At 67.3% G+C, this 15786-nt stretch carries 12 protein-coding genes and 1 pseudogene; 6 read left to right on the top strand and 7 right to left on the bottom strand.

Translation table 11 applies throughout. The features are described from left to right. From glyA to HMPREF3014_RS15340, 4 genes and pseudogenes are all read right to left on the bottom strand, one after another. Window positions 1-147, bottom strand: a pseudogene (gene glyA, locus HMPREF3014_RS33570) (serine hydroxymethyltransferase); the annotation flags it as partial. A gap of 142 nt (window positions 148-289) precedes the next feature. After that, entirely contained in the window at window positions 290-3169 is a 2880-nt protein-coding gene (gene gcvP, locus HMPREF3014_RS15350) for an aminomethyl-transferring glycine dehydrogenase (RefSeq protein WP_003160368.1), read from the bottom strand. A gap of 10 nt (window positions 3170-3179) precedes the next feature. Beyond that, complete coding sequence (gene gcvH / locus HMPREF3014_RS15345) at window positions 3180-3563, bottom strand: glycine cleavage system protein GcvH (RefSeq protein ID WP_003089718.1); 384 nt, start codon at window positions 3561-3563, stop codon at window positions 3180-3182. A 258-nt stretch (window positions 3564-3821) separates the two neighbouring features. After that, entirely contained in the window at window positions 3822-4745 is a 924-nt protein-coding gene (locus tag HMPREF3014_RS15340) for a LysR family transcriptional regulator (RefSeq protein ID WP_003089722.1), read from the bottom strand. Between the two features lie 122 nt (window positions 4746-4867). Between HMPREF3014_RS15340 and HMPREF3014_RS15335 the strand changes: the two genes are divergently transcribed. Then, window positions 4868-6610, top strand: a complete 1743-nt coding sequence (locus HMPREF3014_RS15335) for an amidohydrolase (RefSeq protein ID WP_003111567.1) — start codon at window positions 4868-4870, stop codon at window positions 6608-6610. Between the two features lie 7 nt (window positions 6611-6617). On the opposite strand, the gene HMPREF3014_RS15330 is transcribed toward HMPREF3014_RS15335, so the two are convergent. The 3 genes from HMPREF3014_RS15330 to HMPREF3014_RS15320 all read right to left on the bottom strand — a co-directional run bounded on the left by HMPREF3014_RS15330 (window position 6618) and on the right by HMPREF3014_RS15320 (window position 10935). Then, the gene (locus HMPREF3014_RS15330) at window positions 6618-8153 is read right to left on the bottom strand and encodes a sigma-54-dependent transcriptional regulator (protein ID WP_003105794.1); all 1536 of its coding nucleotides are present in this window, start codon (window positions 8151-8153) and stop codon (window positions 6618-6620) included. An 81-nt stretch (window positions 8154-8234) separates the two neighbouring features. After that, the gene (locus HMPREF3014_RS15325; RefSeq protein WP_023087471.1) at window positions 8235-9152 is read right to left on the bottom strand and encodes a hypothetical protein; all 918 of its coding nucleotides are present in this window, start codon (window positions 9150-9152) and stop codon (window positions 8235-8237) included. Between the two features lie 202 nt (window positions 9153-9354). Beyond that, entirely contained in the window at window positions 9355-10935 is a 1581-nt protein-coding gene (locus tag HMPREF3014_RS15320; RefSeq protein WP_023087470.1) for an alpha/beta hydrolase, read from the bottom strand. Between the two features lie 156 nt (window positions 10936-11091). Here HMPREF3014_RS15320 and HMPREF3014_RS15315 point away from each other — a divergent pair, with 156 nt between their 5' ends. The 5 genes from HMPREF3014_RS15315 to HMPREF3014_RS35140 form a co-directional block, all read left to right on the top strand. Then, window positions 11092-11313, top strand: coding sequence for a YgdI/YgdR family lipoprotein (locus HMPREF3014_RS15315; protein ID WP_003089729.1), 222 nt, complete (start codon window positions 11092-11094; stop codon window positions 11311-11313). A gap of 53 nt (window positions 11314-11366) precedes the next feature. Beyond that, entirely contained in the window at window positions 11367-12218 is an 852-nt protein-coding gene (locus tag HMPREF3014_RS15310) for a class I SAM-dependent methyltransferase (protein WP_023087469.1), read from the top strand. Next, window positions 12215-12754, top strand: a complete 540-nt coding sequence (locus tag HMPREF3014_RS15305) for a GNAT family N-acetyltransferase (protein ID WP_023087468.1) — start codon at window positions 12215-12217, stop codon at window positions 12752-12754. Before HMPREF3014_RS15310 ends, HMPREF3014_RS15305 begins: the two co-directional genes overlap by 4 nt. Window positions 12755-12798: 44 nt before the next feature. Then, complete coding sequence (locus tag HMPREF3014_RS35145; RefSeq protein WP_023087467.1) at window positions 12799-14304, top strand: DUF6531 domain-containing protein; 1506 nt, start codon at window positions 12799-12801, stop codon at window positions 14302-14304. Window positions 14305-14403: 99 nt separating this feature from the next. Further along, window positions 14404-15786 (top strand): DUF6531 domain-containing protein (locus HMPREF3014_RS35140; protein ID WP_219847773.1); only part of this gene is annotated, 1383 nt, incomplete at its 3' end.

The raw sequence follows: 15786 nt of genomic DNA, 5'->3' as shown, positions 1-15786 counted from the left end.
GCTGCCCTGCGCCTGCATGACCCGCTTGCTGGCGTAGTTCTCCGAGGCGATCAGTTCGATGTGGTCTTCCTGCCGCCGGTCTTCGGCGTCCATCGCGGCGAGCAGTTCGTCGTCGTAGCCCTGGAGCTGGTCGTGCTTGCTGAACATGGCGCTGGCCTCTTGTCGTGTCGGTGTCAGGACGCTCGCTGGCGCGAGCGTGGCCGCGGCGCCGCTACGCAAGCGCGGCGCCGGGAAAGGGGTATCGCCGGAAACGCGAGGACGCCGCCGCTGGCGGCGCCCTCCTCGTCCGTCACTCCTCGCTGTACGCCTCGATCGGCGGGCAGGAGCAGGTCAGGTTGCGGTCGCCGTAGACGTTGTCGACGCGGCCCACCGGCGGCCAGTACTTGGCCTCCACCAGGCTGGCCAGCGGATAGGCGGCCTGCTCGCGGCTGTAGGCATGGTTCCATTCGCCGAGCAGTTCGGCGGCGGTGTGCGGCGCGTTCTTCAGCGGGTTGTCTTCCTTGTCCAGCTCGCCGCGTTCCACCGCGCGGATTTCCTCGCGGATGCGGATCATCGCGTCGCAGAAACGATCCAGCTCGGCCTTCGACTCGCTCTCGGTGGGCTCGATCATCAGCGTGCCGGCCACCGGGAAGGACATGGTCGGCGCATGGAAGCCGAAGTCCATCAGGCGCTTGGCCACGTCGTCGACGCTGATCCCGCTGCTGTCCTTGAGCGGACGCAGGTCGAGGATGCATTCGTGGGCGACCAGGCCGTTGCCGCCGGCGTAGAGCACCGGGTAGTGCTCCTCCAGGCGATGGGCGATGTAGTTGGCATTGAGGATGGCCATTTCCGAGGCGCGCTTGAGGCCTTCGCCGCCCATCATGCGGATGTACATCCAGGTGATCGGCAGGATGCTCGCGCTGCCGTACGGCGCCGCGCTCACCGCGCCTTCCTTGCGCTCGCCGCGAGCGTGGCCGGGGAGGAACGGCGCCAGGTGCGCGCGCACGCCGATCGGGCCGACGCCCGGGCCGCCGCCGCCGTGGGGGATGCAGAAGGTCTTGTGCAGGTTCAGGTGGGAAACGTCGCCACCGAACTTGCCCGGGGCGCACAGGCCGACCATGGCGTTCATGTTGGCGCCGTCGATGTACACCTGGCCGCCGCAGTCGTGGACGATGGCGCAGATCTCGCGGATCGCTTCTTCGAACACGCCGTGGGTGGACGGATAGGTGATCATCAGCGCGGCCAGGCGTTCCTTGTGCTCGCTGGCCTTGTTGCGCAGGTCCTCGACGTCGACGTTGCCGCGCGCGTCGCAGGCCACCACCACCACGCGCATGCCGACCATGCTGGCGGTAGCCGGGTTGGTACCGTGGGCGGAGGACGGGATCAGACAGATGTCGCGCTGGCTGTCGCCGCGGCTCTGGTGGTAGGCACGGATCGCCAGCAGGCCGGCGTACTCGCCCTGGGAGCCGGCGTTGGGCTGCAACGACACGGCGTCGTAGCCGGTGGCGGAACAGAGCATCGCCTCCAGTTCGTCGGTGAGCTGGCGGTAGCCTTCGCTCTGCTCGGCCGGGGCGAACGGGTGCAGGTTGCCGAATTCGGCCCAGGTCACCGGGATCATCTCGCTGGCGGCGTTCAGCTTCATGGTGCAGGAGCCCAGCGGGATCATCGTGCGGTCCAGCGCCAGGTCCTTGTCCGCCAGCTTGCGCAGGTAGCGCATCAGCTCGGTTTCCGAGTGATGGCGGTTGAAGATCGGGTGGCTGAGGATCGCCGACTGGCGCAGCAGCTCGACTGGCAGGCGGTCCCCGCTGCTGGCGGCAAGGGCGGCGAAGTCCGGGAGCGCCTGGCCCTCTTCAGCCAGCAGGCCCCAGAGGGTTTCCACGTCGGCCTGGCGGACGGTCTCGTCGAGCGACAGGCCGAGACGGCCGGCATCGATCTCGCGCAGGTTGATCCCGGCGGCGCGGGCCTTGGCATGGATCGCCGCGGTACGCGCGCCGGTGGCCAGGCTCAGGGTGTCGAAGAAATGCTTCTGCTCGACGGCCACGCCCAGGCGCTCCAGGCCGGCGGCGAGGATCGCGGTCAGCCGGTGGGTGCGCCGGGCGATGCGCAGCAGGCCCTGCGGGCCGTGGTAGACGGCGAACATGCTGGCGATGTTGGCCAGCAGCACCTGGGCGGTGCAGATGTTGCTGGTGGCCTTCTCGCGGCGGATGTGCTGCTCGCGGGTCTGCATGGCCAGGCGGTAGGCCGGCTTGCCATGGCGGTCGATGGAGACGCCGACCAGGCGTCCCGGCATGTCCCGCTTGAAGGCGTCGCGGGTGGCGAAATAGGCCGCGTGCGGGCCGCCGAAGCCGAGCGGCACGCCGAAGCGCTGGGCGCTGCCGATGGCTACGTCGGCGCCGAACTCGCCCGGCGGGGTCAGCAGGGTCAGCGCCAGCAGGTCGGCGGCCACCGCGACCAGCGCATCGACCGCATGGAAGCGGCTGACCAGTTCGCGATAGTCGACGATCTCGCCGTCGCAGGTGGGGTATTGCAGCAACGCGCCGAAGTAGGCGGAGAAGTCTTCGATGGCGCTCTCGTCGCCGACCACCACCTCGATGCCCAGCGGCTCGGCACGGGTGCGCAGCACGTCGAGGGTCTGCGGGTGGCAATGGCGGGAGGCGAAGAATGCCTGGCTGGTGCGGTTCTTCGACAGACGCTTGCAGAAGGTCATGGCCTCGGCGGCGGCGGTCGCCTCGTCGAGCATCGAGGCGTTGGCGATCGGCAGGCCGGACAGGTCGCTGACCAGGGTCTGGAAGTTCAGCAGCGCCTCCAGGCGGCCCTGGGAGATTTCCGGCTGGTACGGCGTGTAGGCGGTGTACCAGGCCGGGTTCTCCAGGAGGTTGCGCAGGATCGGTGCCGGGGTGTGGCAGTTGTAGTAGCCCTGGCCGATGAAGGAACGCAACGCGCGATTGCGCGCGGCGATCGCCTTCAGGCTGGCCAGCGCCTCGGCCTCGCCCATGCCGGCCGGCAGGTCGAGCACGCTGCTGCCCTTGATGCTGTCGGGGATCACGTTGCCGATCAGCGCGTCCAGCGAGTCGTAGCCCAGGCGCTGGAGCATGGCCTGGGTGTCGGCGGCACGCGGGCCGATATGGCGGGCGATGAATTCGTCGTCGGTGCCCAGGTCGATGGCGCCGAGGTTCAGGTTATCGGTCATGGCGGGATCCTCAGGCGTCGGCGTTGGCGTTCAGCAGGCGGTCGTAGGCGGCCTGGTCGAGCAGCTTTTCCCAGGCGCCGGCGTCGGCCGGACGGAAACGGAAGAACCAGGCCTCGCCGAGCGGATCCTGGTTGACCAGCTCCGGGGCGTCCGGCAGCGCGTCGTTGATCGCCACCACCTCGCCGTCCAGCGGCATCAGGATGTTGCTGGCGGCCTTGACCGACTCCAGCACCGCCACTTCACTGCCGGCGGCGTGTTCGCCGAGTTCCGGCAACTGCACGAATACCACGTCACCGAGGGCGTCCTGGGCGTAGGCGGTGATGCCGACGGTCAGCAGCCCGTCGTCGTCCTGGCGCAGCCATTCGTGGTCGGTGGTAAAGCGCAACTTGCTCATGCTGGATCCTCATTGTCAGCGGGTCGCCCGGTCGGGACGGGACTTTGTTCTGCGGCTGCCCGTAGCAAGCAGGGTGCCAAGCGGCCCCGGCCCTGTCGCCACGGGGCGTGGCCGGGCGCGGGGGAAACCCGGACAGGGCCGCCATGGAACGCTTTCGTTACAGACCCGCCGGACATTTCCCGAACCAGAGCGCAAACGCCTGACAGCAAAGGTTTTTCCGGCAATCGGAACGAATTCGTTCCACTCGTAACCGAAGCGTTACAGCCGATGGCACAGCCCCTGTCGCTGCAAGCTGGCGCGCAGGTGCTCGAGGAACGCGCGGACCTTCCGCGTGTTGCGCCGGTGCCCCGGATAGAGGACATGGATGGAGGGCCCGAACGGCCCCGGGTCGAAGTGGTAGTCGCCGAGCAGGCGCACCAGCCGCCCTTCACCGAGCAGCGGCGCGACGCTCCACTGCGGGCAGAACTGCAGGCCCAGCCCGGCCAGCAGGTGGGCGAGCAGGAAGTCGTAGTTGTCGCTGGCCAGTCGCGGGCGCGGCTGGTCGATACGCTGGCGGGCGCCGTCGCGCTCCATCCACCAGAAGTTCTGGTTCAGCGAAGGGTGCTGGAAGACCAGCCAGGCGTGCCGCTCGAAGTCCTCCGGGCCTTGCGGCGCGGGTTGCCGCGCCAGGTAGGCGGGGCTGGCGCAAAGCACGATCTGGTTCGGCGCCAGCGGCCGCGCCACCAGCCCCGGCAGGTCAATGGGGCCGTCGCGCAGGCCGAGGTCGTAGCCGCCTTCGCTGAGATCGAGGAAGGTTTCGTCGAGGTCCACCCGCAGGCTGATCCGCGGATGCGCCTCGAGGAAGCTGGCGCAGGCCTGCTGGAGGAACGCCGCGGCGAACGACGGCGGCGCGGCGAGGCGCAGTTCGCCGCGCAACTCCGACTCCAGCAGTTCGATCTCCTGCCCCGCCGTGCGCAGCGTTTCCAGGGACTGACGAGCCGCCTCCAGGTAGATCTGCCCGGCCTCGGTCAGCGCCAGGCTGCGGGTGGTGCGCTCGAACAGGCGGGCACCGAGTTCCGCTTCCAGGTGGGCGACGGCCTTGGTCAGCGCCGAGGGCGTCTTGCCCAGGCGCTCGGCGCCACGGCTGAAGCTACCGGTTTCGGCAGTGGCGACGAACATCGCCAGGGCATTCAATTTGTCCATCGACTCCTTCCGTTCCGGCACAAGTGTTGTGCGTCGCGCCCGGTTCTGCCGGGCCGGCGCTTTGGCTAGTCTCGCCTTGCCCGGGCCACGCTACACAAGACCAAGAAGCAAAGGAAACCACCATGAAGCAACGGATTCCCACCCTCCTCGCCGGCGCCTGCCTGGCCATCCCCCTGCACGCCCTCGGCGCCGCCGACCTGCTGGTGGTCAACGCCAGGATCTTCACCGCCAATCCGCAGCAACCCTTCGCCGAGGCCCTGGCGGTGGAGGACGGGCGGATCCTCGCGGTCGGCGACGAGGCCGGGCTGCGCGCCCTGGCCGATGGCGACAGCCAGGTCGTCGATCTCGGCGGCAAGCGCCTGATGCCCGGCCTGATCGACACCCATTCGCACGCGGTGTTCGGCGGCCTGGAGCTGGCCGGCGCGGACATGGGCAACGAACAGGTCGGCCTCGACGAACTGGAACGGCGCCTGCGCGCCTGGCGCGACAACGGCAAGGCGCGACATGGCGACATGCTCAATGTCAGCGGCATGCATACCGCCTACTGGAGCCAGGTCAAGGACTTCCGCGCGCGCTTCGACCACGGCGAATGGGCCGACCAGCCGCTGGCCTTCATCGGCAGCGACCACCACACCGGCTGGGCCAACGCCGCCATGCTGAAACGCGCCGGCATCGACGCCGCGCGGGTCCGCGCCCTGCCCGAGGAACAGCGCAACACCATCGGCCACGACGCCGACGCCACCCCCAACGGCTTCCTCGCCGATGCCGGTCTCGACGCGGTGCTCGCGGTACTGCCGGCGCCGAGCGCGGAACAGATGCTAGAAGCCGGACGCAGCGCGGTGCGCTACAGCAACTCGCTGGGCCTGACCGCATGGATGGACCCGGCCGCCAATGGCTCGCCGGGCGACGCCCTGTTCAGCCTCAGGCCCGACGAGAACACCGTCGGCGTGCTACCGGTCTACCAGCGGCTGGCCAAGGGCGGCGAACTCAGCGCCCACGTCGCCGCCCTCCTGGTCGCCAACCCACGCAGCCGGCCGGCCGACCTCGAGGTGCTGGACAAGGTGCGCCAGCGCTTCCTCGGCAGCCCCAACCTGACCCTGCCGGGAATCAAGGTGTTCGCCGACGGCGTACCGGAATACCCGGCGCAGACCGCCGCGCTCCTCGAGCCCTACCGCAACAGCAGGAAGACGGGCGAACTGCTGATCGACCCGGCGCACTTCGGCGAACTGGTCAGCGCCGCCGACGCCCGCGGCTGGCTGGTCCACGTCCACGCCATCGGCGACCGCGCGGTGCGCGAGGCGCTGAACGGCATGCAGCAGGCGCGGCGCGACCGCGACAGCGGCATCGCCCATTCGATCACCCACCTGCAACTGGTCAATCCCAAGGAATTCGAGCGCTTCAGGCCGCTCGGCGTGATCGCCTCGATGCAGCTGTACTGGGCCGCCGCCGACGAAACCACGGTGGACCTGATGAAGCCCTACATCAGCGCCTTCGCCTACCGCTACCAGTACCCGGCGCACTCCCTGCTGAGCAAGGGCGCGACCATCGCCGGGGCCAGCGACTGGCCGGTGTCCAGCCTGTCGCCGTGGAAGGCCATCCAGCAGGCGGTGACCCGCAAGGGCCCGCAGGGCGTGCTCAACGCCGGCGAACGCCTGGACCGCCAGACCATGTTCTACGCCTACACCCGCAACGCTGCGCGGACCATCGGCCTGGAGCACCGGATCGGCAGCCTGGAGCCGGGCAAGCAGGCGGACTTCATCGTCCTCGACCGCGACGTGTTCGAGGTGCCGGAGACGCAACTGGGCGAAACCAAGGTGCTGAAGACCTGGTTCGCCGGCAAGCCGGTGTATTCCAGCGAGGGCTGAGCCCGCTTCAGGCGCGCGGACCGATGCCGTACTTGCGCAGGCGGTGGGCGATGGCGGTGTGCGAGGTTTGCAGGCGCGCAGCCAACTGGCGGGTCGATGGATAGCTGACGTAGAGCTTCTCCAGCAGGGCTTTCTCGAAGCCCTCCACCGCCTCCTCCAGGCTGCCCACCTCGCCGTCGTTCTGCCGCGCCACGGCGGTGCCGGCGATCTCCAGGTCGCCGATATCCACCAGGCTGCTCTCGCAGATCGCAGCGGCACGGAAGATCACGTTCTGCAACTGGCGCACGTTGCCCGGCCAGCGGTTGCTCAGCAGCGCCGGGTAGGTGCCCGGCGCCAGCCGGCACACCGGACGCTGGATCTGCGCACAGGCCTGCTGCATGAAGTGCCGCGCCAGCAGCAGGATGTCGTGGCCGCGCTCGCGCAGCGGCGGGACTTCCAGGCTGAGCACGTTGAGGCGGTAGAACAGGTCCTCGCGGAAGCTGCCCTCGGCGACCATCTTCTCCAGGTTGCGGTGGGTGGCGCTGAGGATCCGCACGTCGACCCTCACCTCGCGGTCGCCGCCGACCCGGCGGAAGCTGCCGTCGCTGAGGAAGCGCAGCAGCTTGGCTTGCAGATAGGGGGACATCTCGCCGATCTCGTCGAGGAACACCGTGCCCTGGTGGGCCAGCTCCAGCAGGCCCGGCTTGCCGCCGCGCTGGGCGCCGGTGAAGGCGCCGGGGGCGTAGCCGAACAGCTCGCTTTCGGCCAGGTTCTCCGGCAACGCCGCGCAGTTCAGCGCCAGGAACGGCGAGTTGTGCCGCGCACTCAGGGCATGGCAGCCGCGCGCCACCAGTTCCTTGCCGGTACCGGTCTCGCCGTGGATCAGCAGCGGCGCGTCGAGCGCCGCCACGCGCTGCGCACGGGTCTTCAGGGTGCGGATCGGCTGGGAATCGCCGAGGAGCATCTCGAACCCCTCGGCATGGTCATGGTGCAAGGCCGCCAGGCGCTCGCCGATGCGGTTCGGTTCGTAGAGGGTCAGCAGGCCGCCGGCCAGGTGCCGCTCGCCCTCGCCCGGTCCTTCGGTGATCGGCGTGGCATCGAGCAGCAGGGCCTGGCCCATGAATGTCACTTCGCGCAGCGGCAGGCGGAAGCCCTGCTCGACCAGCGCATCCTCCAGGGTTTCATCGTCGAACAGGCTGGCCAGCCGCTCGCCGGCCGGGTCGCGTCCGCAGCGCTCGCTGAAGGCCGGGTTGGCCAGCAGCACCAGGCCCTTGCCGTCCACCGCCAGCACCGGATCGGCCATCGCCGCCAGCAACGCATCGAGCTGCAGGCGGCGGCGCTGGCCAGGAAGGATGTCGACCACGGTCATCGCCTGCACGCCACGGATGCCCAGCAGCGCTGCGCGCAGTTCCTCCAGCACTTCGGGACTGAGGGTCGGCGCGTCGATGTAGACGTTCGGCGGCACCATTTCCACCGCATCCAGGTTCAGGTTGCGCCCACCCAGCAGCGCCAGCACCTCCTGGGTGATGCCGACACGGTCGATGAAGGAGACGTGGATGCGCATGCGGGAACCTGGACTGCGGCGACGCTCGCCATAAAGCCGTCGATTGTACGGCCTGGCGCCGCCCAGCCCAAGGGGCCGGCGTCAGGGTACGGGGCGCAGCGCCTCGCTGCGGGTGCGGTGGCTCCAGTCGCCCTCGTCGTCCATCACGGTTTCGGTCACCAGCACTCGGCCCGGCTGCTGCGGGTCGGCCTTGTACAGCACCAGTTCGGCCTCGGCATCGTCCCAGGTGGTGGAGATGTCCGGCAGCACCCGCACCCACTGGCCGTCGCGGATTTCCAGCAGCGACGACTTGGTCCAGGTGCTGGTCCACCAGGTACGCAGCAGTTGCAGGCGCTCGCGGCCGCTGTCGTCGAGGCCGCTGAGGACGCTGAGCACCGCGCCGGTGCAACTGCCCAGCGGCTTGGGCGGGACGCGCGCGTCGGCGCTCCAGAGGTCGCAGCGGCAATCCTCGTATTCGTCGCACAAGGCGGCGCTGTTCGGCGCGTGGGCCACTACCCAGGCGAAGTCCGCCTCGGTACCGGCGAAGCGGCCGCGAGCCAGCGGGGTGTACCGCGGGTCGATGGCGTAGCGGGTGATCTCGTCGCTCTCGCCGACGAAGCGCCAGGTATCGCCCGGCCCGGCGCGCTCGGCCAGGAGCAGCCCCGGATAGTTGCGCAGGCGTCCGTCGAGGCGTACCTGCTTGACGAAGCGCACCTCGTAGCGGCCTTCCTGGTCGCCCGGCACGATCTGCGGCGCAGCGACGATGCGCTGCTCGAAGTCGGGATGGCGGGCGAAGAAGGCCTGCTTGGCGGAGAGGGTGCGCTCGCGCGTCTGCGCGCGGCCATAGTAGTCCAGGCGCGGCGCATAGACCCCTTCCAGGGCCTTGCCGCTGCGTTGCCCGTGGGCGGCCTGCCAGCGCTGGAACAGGCCGAGGATTTCGCTTTCGGCGGCAGCCTGGACCAGCGCTGGGTACAGGCAGAAGAGCGCGGCGCAGAATACCGGGCGCAAGAGTCGGCGCATCGAGAACATCCTTGTCGTTCGATTGAGGCGAACGCCGATTGTCCCCTATCCGCCGACGCTGGCAAATGGCCCTGGACGATTTTTTCCGATTCCGCAACGCGGTGGGCATTGCGGACACGCTCCGGACAGCCTTCCCCCACCTCTAGGCCGCGGCACGGCGGATAACCGCAAGCGGCTATCCGCCCCACGCCAGCCAGCCGGCTCAATGCGCCGGCAACAAGGCCTGCAACCCTTCGGCAAGCTCCAGGCTCCACGCCGCGTAGTCGTGACCGCCGGGGAACTCACGGTAGTGCAGCGGGTAGCCCTTGCCTTGCAGCGCCGCGCGCAGGCTGCGGTTGCTGCCGAGAATGCCGTCCGCCTCGGGCTTCTCGAGCAGGCCGGAACTGAGGAAGAACACCAGCGGCAAACGCTCGCCAGCGGCGAACTGCCGTACCAGCCACTGCGGCTGCTGCTCGTCCGGCCCCCACCAGAACGAGCCGGACAGGCTCAGCACCTTGCCGAAGCGTTCCGGATAACGGTAGGCGATGCAGCCCGAGGCCAGCCCGCCGTAGCTGGAACCGGAAAGCACGCGATCGGCAGGCTCCTCGCTCAATGCATAGCGCTGCTGCAACCAGGGCAGCAGCTCGTGGGCGAGCATGTCGGCGAAGGCCTCGTTGCAGGGCAACTCGCGGCCCCGGCTGCTGGCGTCGACATTGCCGACAATTACCGCCAGGGTCGGGCGGATACGCCCGGCGGCAATCAGGTTGTCGAGGATGGTCGGGGTCGGTACGTCGCGCGCGTAGTGGTCCTCGTCGAACAGCACCAGCAGCGGATAGCGCTGGCCCTCTGGGTCGTAGCCCGGCGGCGTGTAGAGCGTCAGCTGGCGCTGGTTGGCCAGGGCCTGGCTGCTATAGCCGAGGCGCTCCACCTTGCCGCGCGGCACGTCCTTGCGCGGCTGGTCCCAGGTCTCGGCAGGGGCGCCGCCGAGCTGCACCAGCGAGGCCTGCTCGGCCCGCGGCAGCGCGCGGCTGTTGAGCCACGGCGTACGGCTCAGCGGGTCCGGCCGCGCCGCCGCCTGCAACGCCAGGCGCAAGGTGCCGCGATCGGCCTGTTGCAGATCCGGCAGGTCGGCGCTGAGCTGGTAGGAAACCCGCGCGTCGCGGCGCAGCGGCAGGCTCAGGTAGCGCACGTCGCTGCCGGCCAGGGCCTCGAAGCGGCGGGTGTTGACCTCCGGGGTCGGCCACAGCAGGCGCACGTCGCCGGGACGCTGCTGGCGCCAGAGGAAGGTGACCAGCACACGTTCGGCATCCAGCGGCTCCACCAGCGGCGTGCCCTGCTTCGCCACCTGCTTCCAGAACGCCTTCAGCGCGCCGGGGCGCTTTTCCGCAAGCTCCGCCTGCAGGCGTTGCAGGGTCGGGCTCTGCGGCGCCGGCGAATCAAGCGCCGGGGTCTGCGGGGTGAGGCGCTGGGTGGGTGTCAGGGTCAGTGCGGTGTCTTCGTCGGCGCTGAAGGTCAGGCGCAGGCCCTGGCGCTCGCCGGCCTGCAGGCCGAGCGACTGGCGTCCGGCCAGCTCCGTCGCGCGCAACGCCTTGCCGTCGGGCGTGGTGGCGCGCAGGCGGACGCGGCCGCGGTCGACCTCCAGGTCGAGCAACTGCAACTCGCCGGGGGCAAGGTCGAGGTAGCGCTGGCGGCTCTCGCCGGCAGCGATCTCGATGCGGCCATCGGCCAGCGGCACGGGCTGGGCGGCCTGGGCCGGGGTCAGCAGGTTGAGGAAAAGCAACAACGAGGTGGAAACGGCAGACATGGAATCTCCCTTCGAATAGGCGCCGCCATCCGGGCGGCTCACCGGAAGAGACGTACGATCGCAGCGGAAATTTGCCGCTGTGATCCAGGCTAGAGCGGTTGCGCCGCGACTGGAGTAGAATCCGCCGCCTCGAAAACCGTCCGAAGGAAAATTCCGATGACCTCCCGTCTGCTGCCCGCCCTGTTGCTCTCGTCCGCATTCGCCGTCCTGGCCGGCTGCTCCACCCCGACCATCGTCACCCTCAACGATGGCCGCGAGATCCAGGCGGTGGATACCCCGCGCTATGATCGTAGTTCCGGCTTCTACGAACTGGAGCAACTGGACGGCAAGCGCACCCGCGTCAACAAGGACCAGGTGCGCAGCATCAAGGACATGTAATCCCCCGGACCCGCCATCCGCGCGGTGGCGCACTCCAGGGAAGGAGTCGAACCATGCGATCCGACCTGCACGAGGCCAACCGGCTGTCGTGGAACGCCGCCACCCGGGCGCACAACAGCCACAAGGCCGACCAGGTCGCCTTCTTCCGCAACGGCGGTTCCACGCTCTATCCCGAGGAACTGCAACTGCTCGGCCATCTCGACGGCCTGCGCCTGCTGCATCTGCAATGCAACGCCGGACAGGACAGCCTGAGCCTGGCGCGCCTTGGCGCCCGCGTCACCGGGGTCGACATCGCCGACAGCGCCATCGACTTCGCCCGCCAGCTGTCCCGCGACAGCGGCATCGCCGCCGACTTCCAGCGCGACGACATCCTCCGCTGGCTGCCCGTCGCCGCCACCCGCGGCGAACGCTTCGAACGGGTCTTCGCCTCCTACGGCACGCTGGTCTGGCTCTCCGACCTCAAGCGCTGGGCCGACGGCATCGCCCAGGTACTGGTTCCCGGCGGGCGCTTCGTCCTGGTGGAGTTCCACCCTTTCGCCCTGTACTTCGACCCACACTGGCAACCGGCCTACGACTACTTCAGCCGCGAGCCGATCGCCGAGAGCGGCGTCAGCGACTATGTCGCCGAGTCCGGCGCCAGCCTGGCGCCCTCCGGCTACCGCGCCGGCGTCGAGAACTTCAGCAACCCTCATCCCAGCTACGAGTTCCAGTGGGGCCTGGCCGATGTGATCGGCGCCCTGCTCGGCGCCGGCCTGCAACTCGAACGGCTGGAGGAATACCCCTACGCCAACGGCTGGGCCGGCTTCGACGGCATGCGCGACGGCGGCGGCGGACGCATGCTGCCGCCCGCCGATCGTCCGCGCCTGCCGCTGATGTACGGCCTCAGCGCAAGGAAACCACGATGACCGAAGAACGCCTGCTGCGCCGCGACGAAATCCCCCTGGTCTGGGAGATCGACCGCAGCGAAGTGATCGAACACCTGTATTCCGTCGAGGCCGGCCAACTGGTGCTGCGCCCCGAGTTCTACGACATGCGCGGCTGGCCGGAGGGCGAGGCCGAGCACTACACGCCGATCCTGCTCGACTGCTTCGACCGCGGCGGCTGGTTCCTCGGCCTGTTCGACCAGGGCCGCCTGATCGGCGCGGTAGTCCTCGACCCACGCCGCCTCGGCCCCGAGCGCGACTGGCTGCAACTGAAGTTCCTCCACCTCAGCCACGCCTACCGCCGCCGCGGCCTCGGCGCCCACCTCTTCCACCTCGCCGCCACCCAGGCCCGCCACCTCGGCGCCAGCGCGCTCTACGTTTCGGCTACGCCGTCGCAGAACACGGTGGATTTTTATATGAGACTCGGATGCCGGCTGTGCATGGAACCGGATGAGGAGTTGTATCGGTTGGAGCCGGAGGATGTTCATCTGGTCTATGGGTTAGGGGTTAGGGGTTAGATAACTCGCGGACTGCGCGAGGGCCGGATATTTCACGGATTGGAATGTGGTGGGAAATGAAAAGGAAATTCTTTGTAGCGGCCCTGCTATCAGCATCGCTTAACCAAGTGGTTGAGGCCGAGCCTTTTTGGTGGGCAGCGAGTTATTTCGACCCGCATCTCAGGTCGGCTCAACTTGCCTGCGAATATACCGCCAGCCGTATTTTGAGATGGTCGGACACCTACTATGCCGGGACAGTTCTTGCCATACGGGTAAAAGGTGGTTACGGGGAGTGCCTAATAAAACACCCTCCATATCCAAACGGGGGAGGAGCGCTTCCTCCTTCCTGGTATTCAATCGTCAGATGGGGCGACGGCTGCCCGGACCACCAGGAATACGATGCCAACACCGGCGCCTGCCTTTCCTCCAATGGCCCGCCCAACCACGGGCCTGACTGCTCGCCGCCGTCACTGTCCGTCGGTAATCCGATCAACATCGCCACCGGCAACAAGTACCAGAGCGAAACCGACTACGCCGGCCCGGCCATCGCTCCCCTGCTCCGCTTCACTCGTCACTACAACAGCAGCAACGGACTCTGGACCCACAACCTAAGCGCCCGCCTCACCCTACAGAGCCATATGGTCACCCTGCACCGGGAGGACGGTCGGGCCCTCGACTTCATCCGCCTGTACGACCGCATCACCTCCCAGGCCGATAACCTCGGCCGATTGGAGAAGATCGACGGCGGCTGGCGCTACGACGAACCGAGCGGCCTGCGCCTGGATTTCGACGAAGCCGGCGCGCTCGTCGAACTGGTCCAAGCCAGCGAAAGGCTGCGTCTGGCCAGGGAGGGAGGGCAGGTTCGCGTTTCCCACAACCGCTACCCCGGCACCTTCAGCTTCGCCGAGGATGACCGCCAACAACCACTGCGCCTCACCGCTCCAGGCCTGGCAGTGCTCTACAACTATGAAGGCGGACACCTGATCCGGGTCGCCCGCGACGCCGCCGGCCAGGCCAGTGAGCAGCGTTACCACTATGAAGACCCGCGCAACCCGCGGCTACTCACCGGCATCACCGACAACCGCGGCGTGCGCTTCGCCACCTGGCGCTACGACGAAAAGGGCCGAGCTGTGTCCAGCGAACACGCCAACGGCGCGGAGAAGGTCAGCCTCGCCTACAACTTCGATGGCTCCACCACTGTCACCAACGAATACGGCAAGCAGGCTACCTACCGCTTCCAGGTGATCCGCGGTAGCAAACACATCGTCGCCATCGAAGGGCAACCCTCTCCCAACTGCCCCAGCAGCAATTCCACCTTTACCTATGACGAACGCGGCCTGCTCAAGACCCGCCGCGACAACCAGGGCAACCTGACCACCTACGAATACAACGAGCGCGGCCTGGAAATCCTCCGCACCGAGGCCGCCGGCACTGCGCAGGCTCGCACTATCGCCACCGACTGGCACCCGAGACTGGCACTTCCAGTGCGGCTCGAAGAGGCGGGCCGCAGTACGCATTACTGGTATGACGGCGACGGTAACAAAGTAGGTGAGACGGTGATAGGGAACTGATGAACGAAGCGAGCCGCACCAGATTTCGGCTATCACATCGCAAAACGGAACGAATTTTTACATGAGACTTAATCTGAAGGATTTGCGGGAGCTTCGTCTGTGACAGCTATTTCCCACTCCTCTGGCAACGAGCCATGCACACACCCCACTCCATTCTGCTTACAGAACTCACGGCGCAAGGAGCCGAAGATATCCCTCTCCCTTCAGGCAGTCCTGGTCGCCCTCTTTATATCGGGCAGTGCAAGTGCCACAGAGTATTACTGGTCTAACCCATTTACCTCTCACCTTCGCTTTCCCAATCCTGCCGCCTACTGTGCCTGGCTTGTCCGAGACGCTCCCCAACCTTGGTGGTTCATTTTCACTGAACCTTACAACGGACAACTTGCAGCACAATGCCGCCGACCTCTTTATGAAAATGAACGGGGAGGCACCTACCGTGATACGGGCTATCCCATCTATCGAGTTGGCGACTCCTGCCCAACAGGTACCCAATACGACCCAACCACCGGCCAATGCCTGGACCCGAACAAGAGCAACTGCCCACCCGACCCTTCGGCTCCCGCATCCGTCCAGATCGCCTGCCCACTACCCGACGACAAGGGCCCGCCGAAGGAAAACTCCTGCGTCGGCAACCCCATCGATATTGCCTCGGGCAACAAGTTCCAGCTGGAAACCGACTATATCTCCACCAGCACCCCGGCCCTGGCTTTCCAACGCAGCTACAACAGCACAGACGGGCTTTGGCGCCACAACTTTTCCAGTAGCCTGCGCCTCACTTCCGATAGCGTCGTCACAGTGGCCCTGCATCATGGTCGGGAATTGGTCTTCACCCTTTCAGGTAGTAACTTCGTCCCACGCAATCCCGACCAGGGCCTGCTGGAAAAGAAGGGAAACGGCTGGGAATATCTGTCCGCTGACAACGAGCGACTGGTCTTCGACAACGACGGAAGACTGCTTAGGCAAACGACCACCGCCTTAGGCACTCGCTACCTCGCCTATACAGCCAACGGAATCAACGTCGACGACGAGGCTGGCAACCGGCTCACCTTCTCCGAGGACGGCAAACACCAGCCGACCAGTCTGCGTACACCCGACGGCCAGGTGACCTACAGCTATGACAGCCGCCGCCTGACAGCAGTTACCCGTAGCAACGGAGAAGGCTCGCTGACGCGTCGCTATCACTACGAGGACAGTCGCAACGGCAGCCTGCTCACCGGTATTACCGACGAACGCGGCGTGCGCTATGCCTCATGGCACTACGACAATCAGGGCCGGGCAATCTCCAGCGAGCACGCCACTGGGGCGGAAAAGATCAGTCTCAGCCACCACGGCGGTTACTCCACGCGGGTCACCAACGAATACGGCAAGCAGGCCATCTATTATTTCCAAGTAGTCAATGGCAGCAGACGCATCGTCGCCATCGAAGGCGAACCCTCTCCCAACTGCCCCAGCAGCAATTCCACCTTCACCTACGATGACCAG

The sequence above is a fragment of the Pseudomonas sp. HMSC065H01 genome (assembly GCF_001815235.1).
Lineage (GTDB): Bacteria > Pseudomonadota > Gammaproteobacteria > Pseudomonadales > Pseudomonadaceae > Pseudomonas > Pseudomonas aeruginosa.
This window is presented reverse-complemented; position numbering and strand designations above follow the sequence as displayed.

Coding starts and splice junctions, on each gene's coding strand:
- HMPREF3014_RS15315 (WP_003089729.1), top strand. CDS start 11,092: ATGACCTCCCGTCTGCTGCCCGCCCTGTTGCTCTCGTCCGCATTCGCC.
- HMPREF3014_RS15335 (WP_003111567.1), top strand. CDS start 4,868: ATGAAGCAACGGATTCCCACCCTCCTCGCCGGCGCCTGCCTGGCCATC.
- gcvP (WP_003160368.1), bottom strand. CDS start 3,169: ATGACCGATAACCTGAACCTCGGCGCCATCGACCTGGGCACCGACGAC.
- HMPREF3014_RS15305 (WP_023087468.1), top strand. CDS start 12,215: ATGACCGAAGAACGCCTGCTGCGCCGCGACGAAATCCCCCTGGTCTGG.
- gcvH (WP_003089718.1), bottom strand. CDS start 3,563: ATGAGCAAGTTGCGCTTTACCACCGACCACGAATGGCTGCGCCAGGAC.
- HMPREF3014_RS15310 (WP_023087469.1), top strand. CDS start 11,367: ATGCGATCCGACCTGCACGAGGCCAACCGGCTGTCGTGGAACGCCGCC.
- HMPREF3014_RS15325 (WP_023087471.1), bottom strand. CDS start 9,152: ATGCGCCGACTCTTGCGCCCGGTATTCTGCGCCGCGCTCTTCTGCCTG.
- HMPREF3014_RS15340 (WP_003089722.1), bottom strand. CDS start 4,745: ATGGACAAATTGAATGCCCTGGCGATGTTCGTCGCCACTGCCGAAACC.
- HMPREF3014_RS35145 (WP_023087467.1), top strand. CDS start 12,799: ATGTGGTGGGAAATGAAAAGGAAATTCTTTGTAGCGGCCCTGCTATCA.
- HMPREF3014_RS15330 (WP_003105794.1), bottom strand. CDS start 8,153: ATGCGCATCCACGTCTCCTTCATCGACCGTGTCGGCATCACCCAGGAG.
- HMPREF3014_RS15320 (WP_023087470.1), bottom strand. CDS start 10,935: ATGTCTGCCGTTTCCACCTCGTTGTTGCTTTTCCTCAACCTGCTGACC.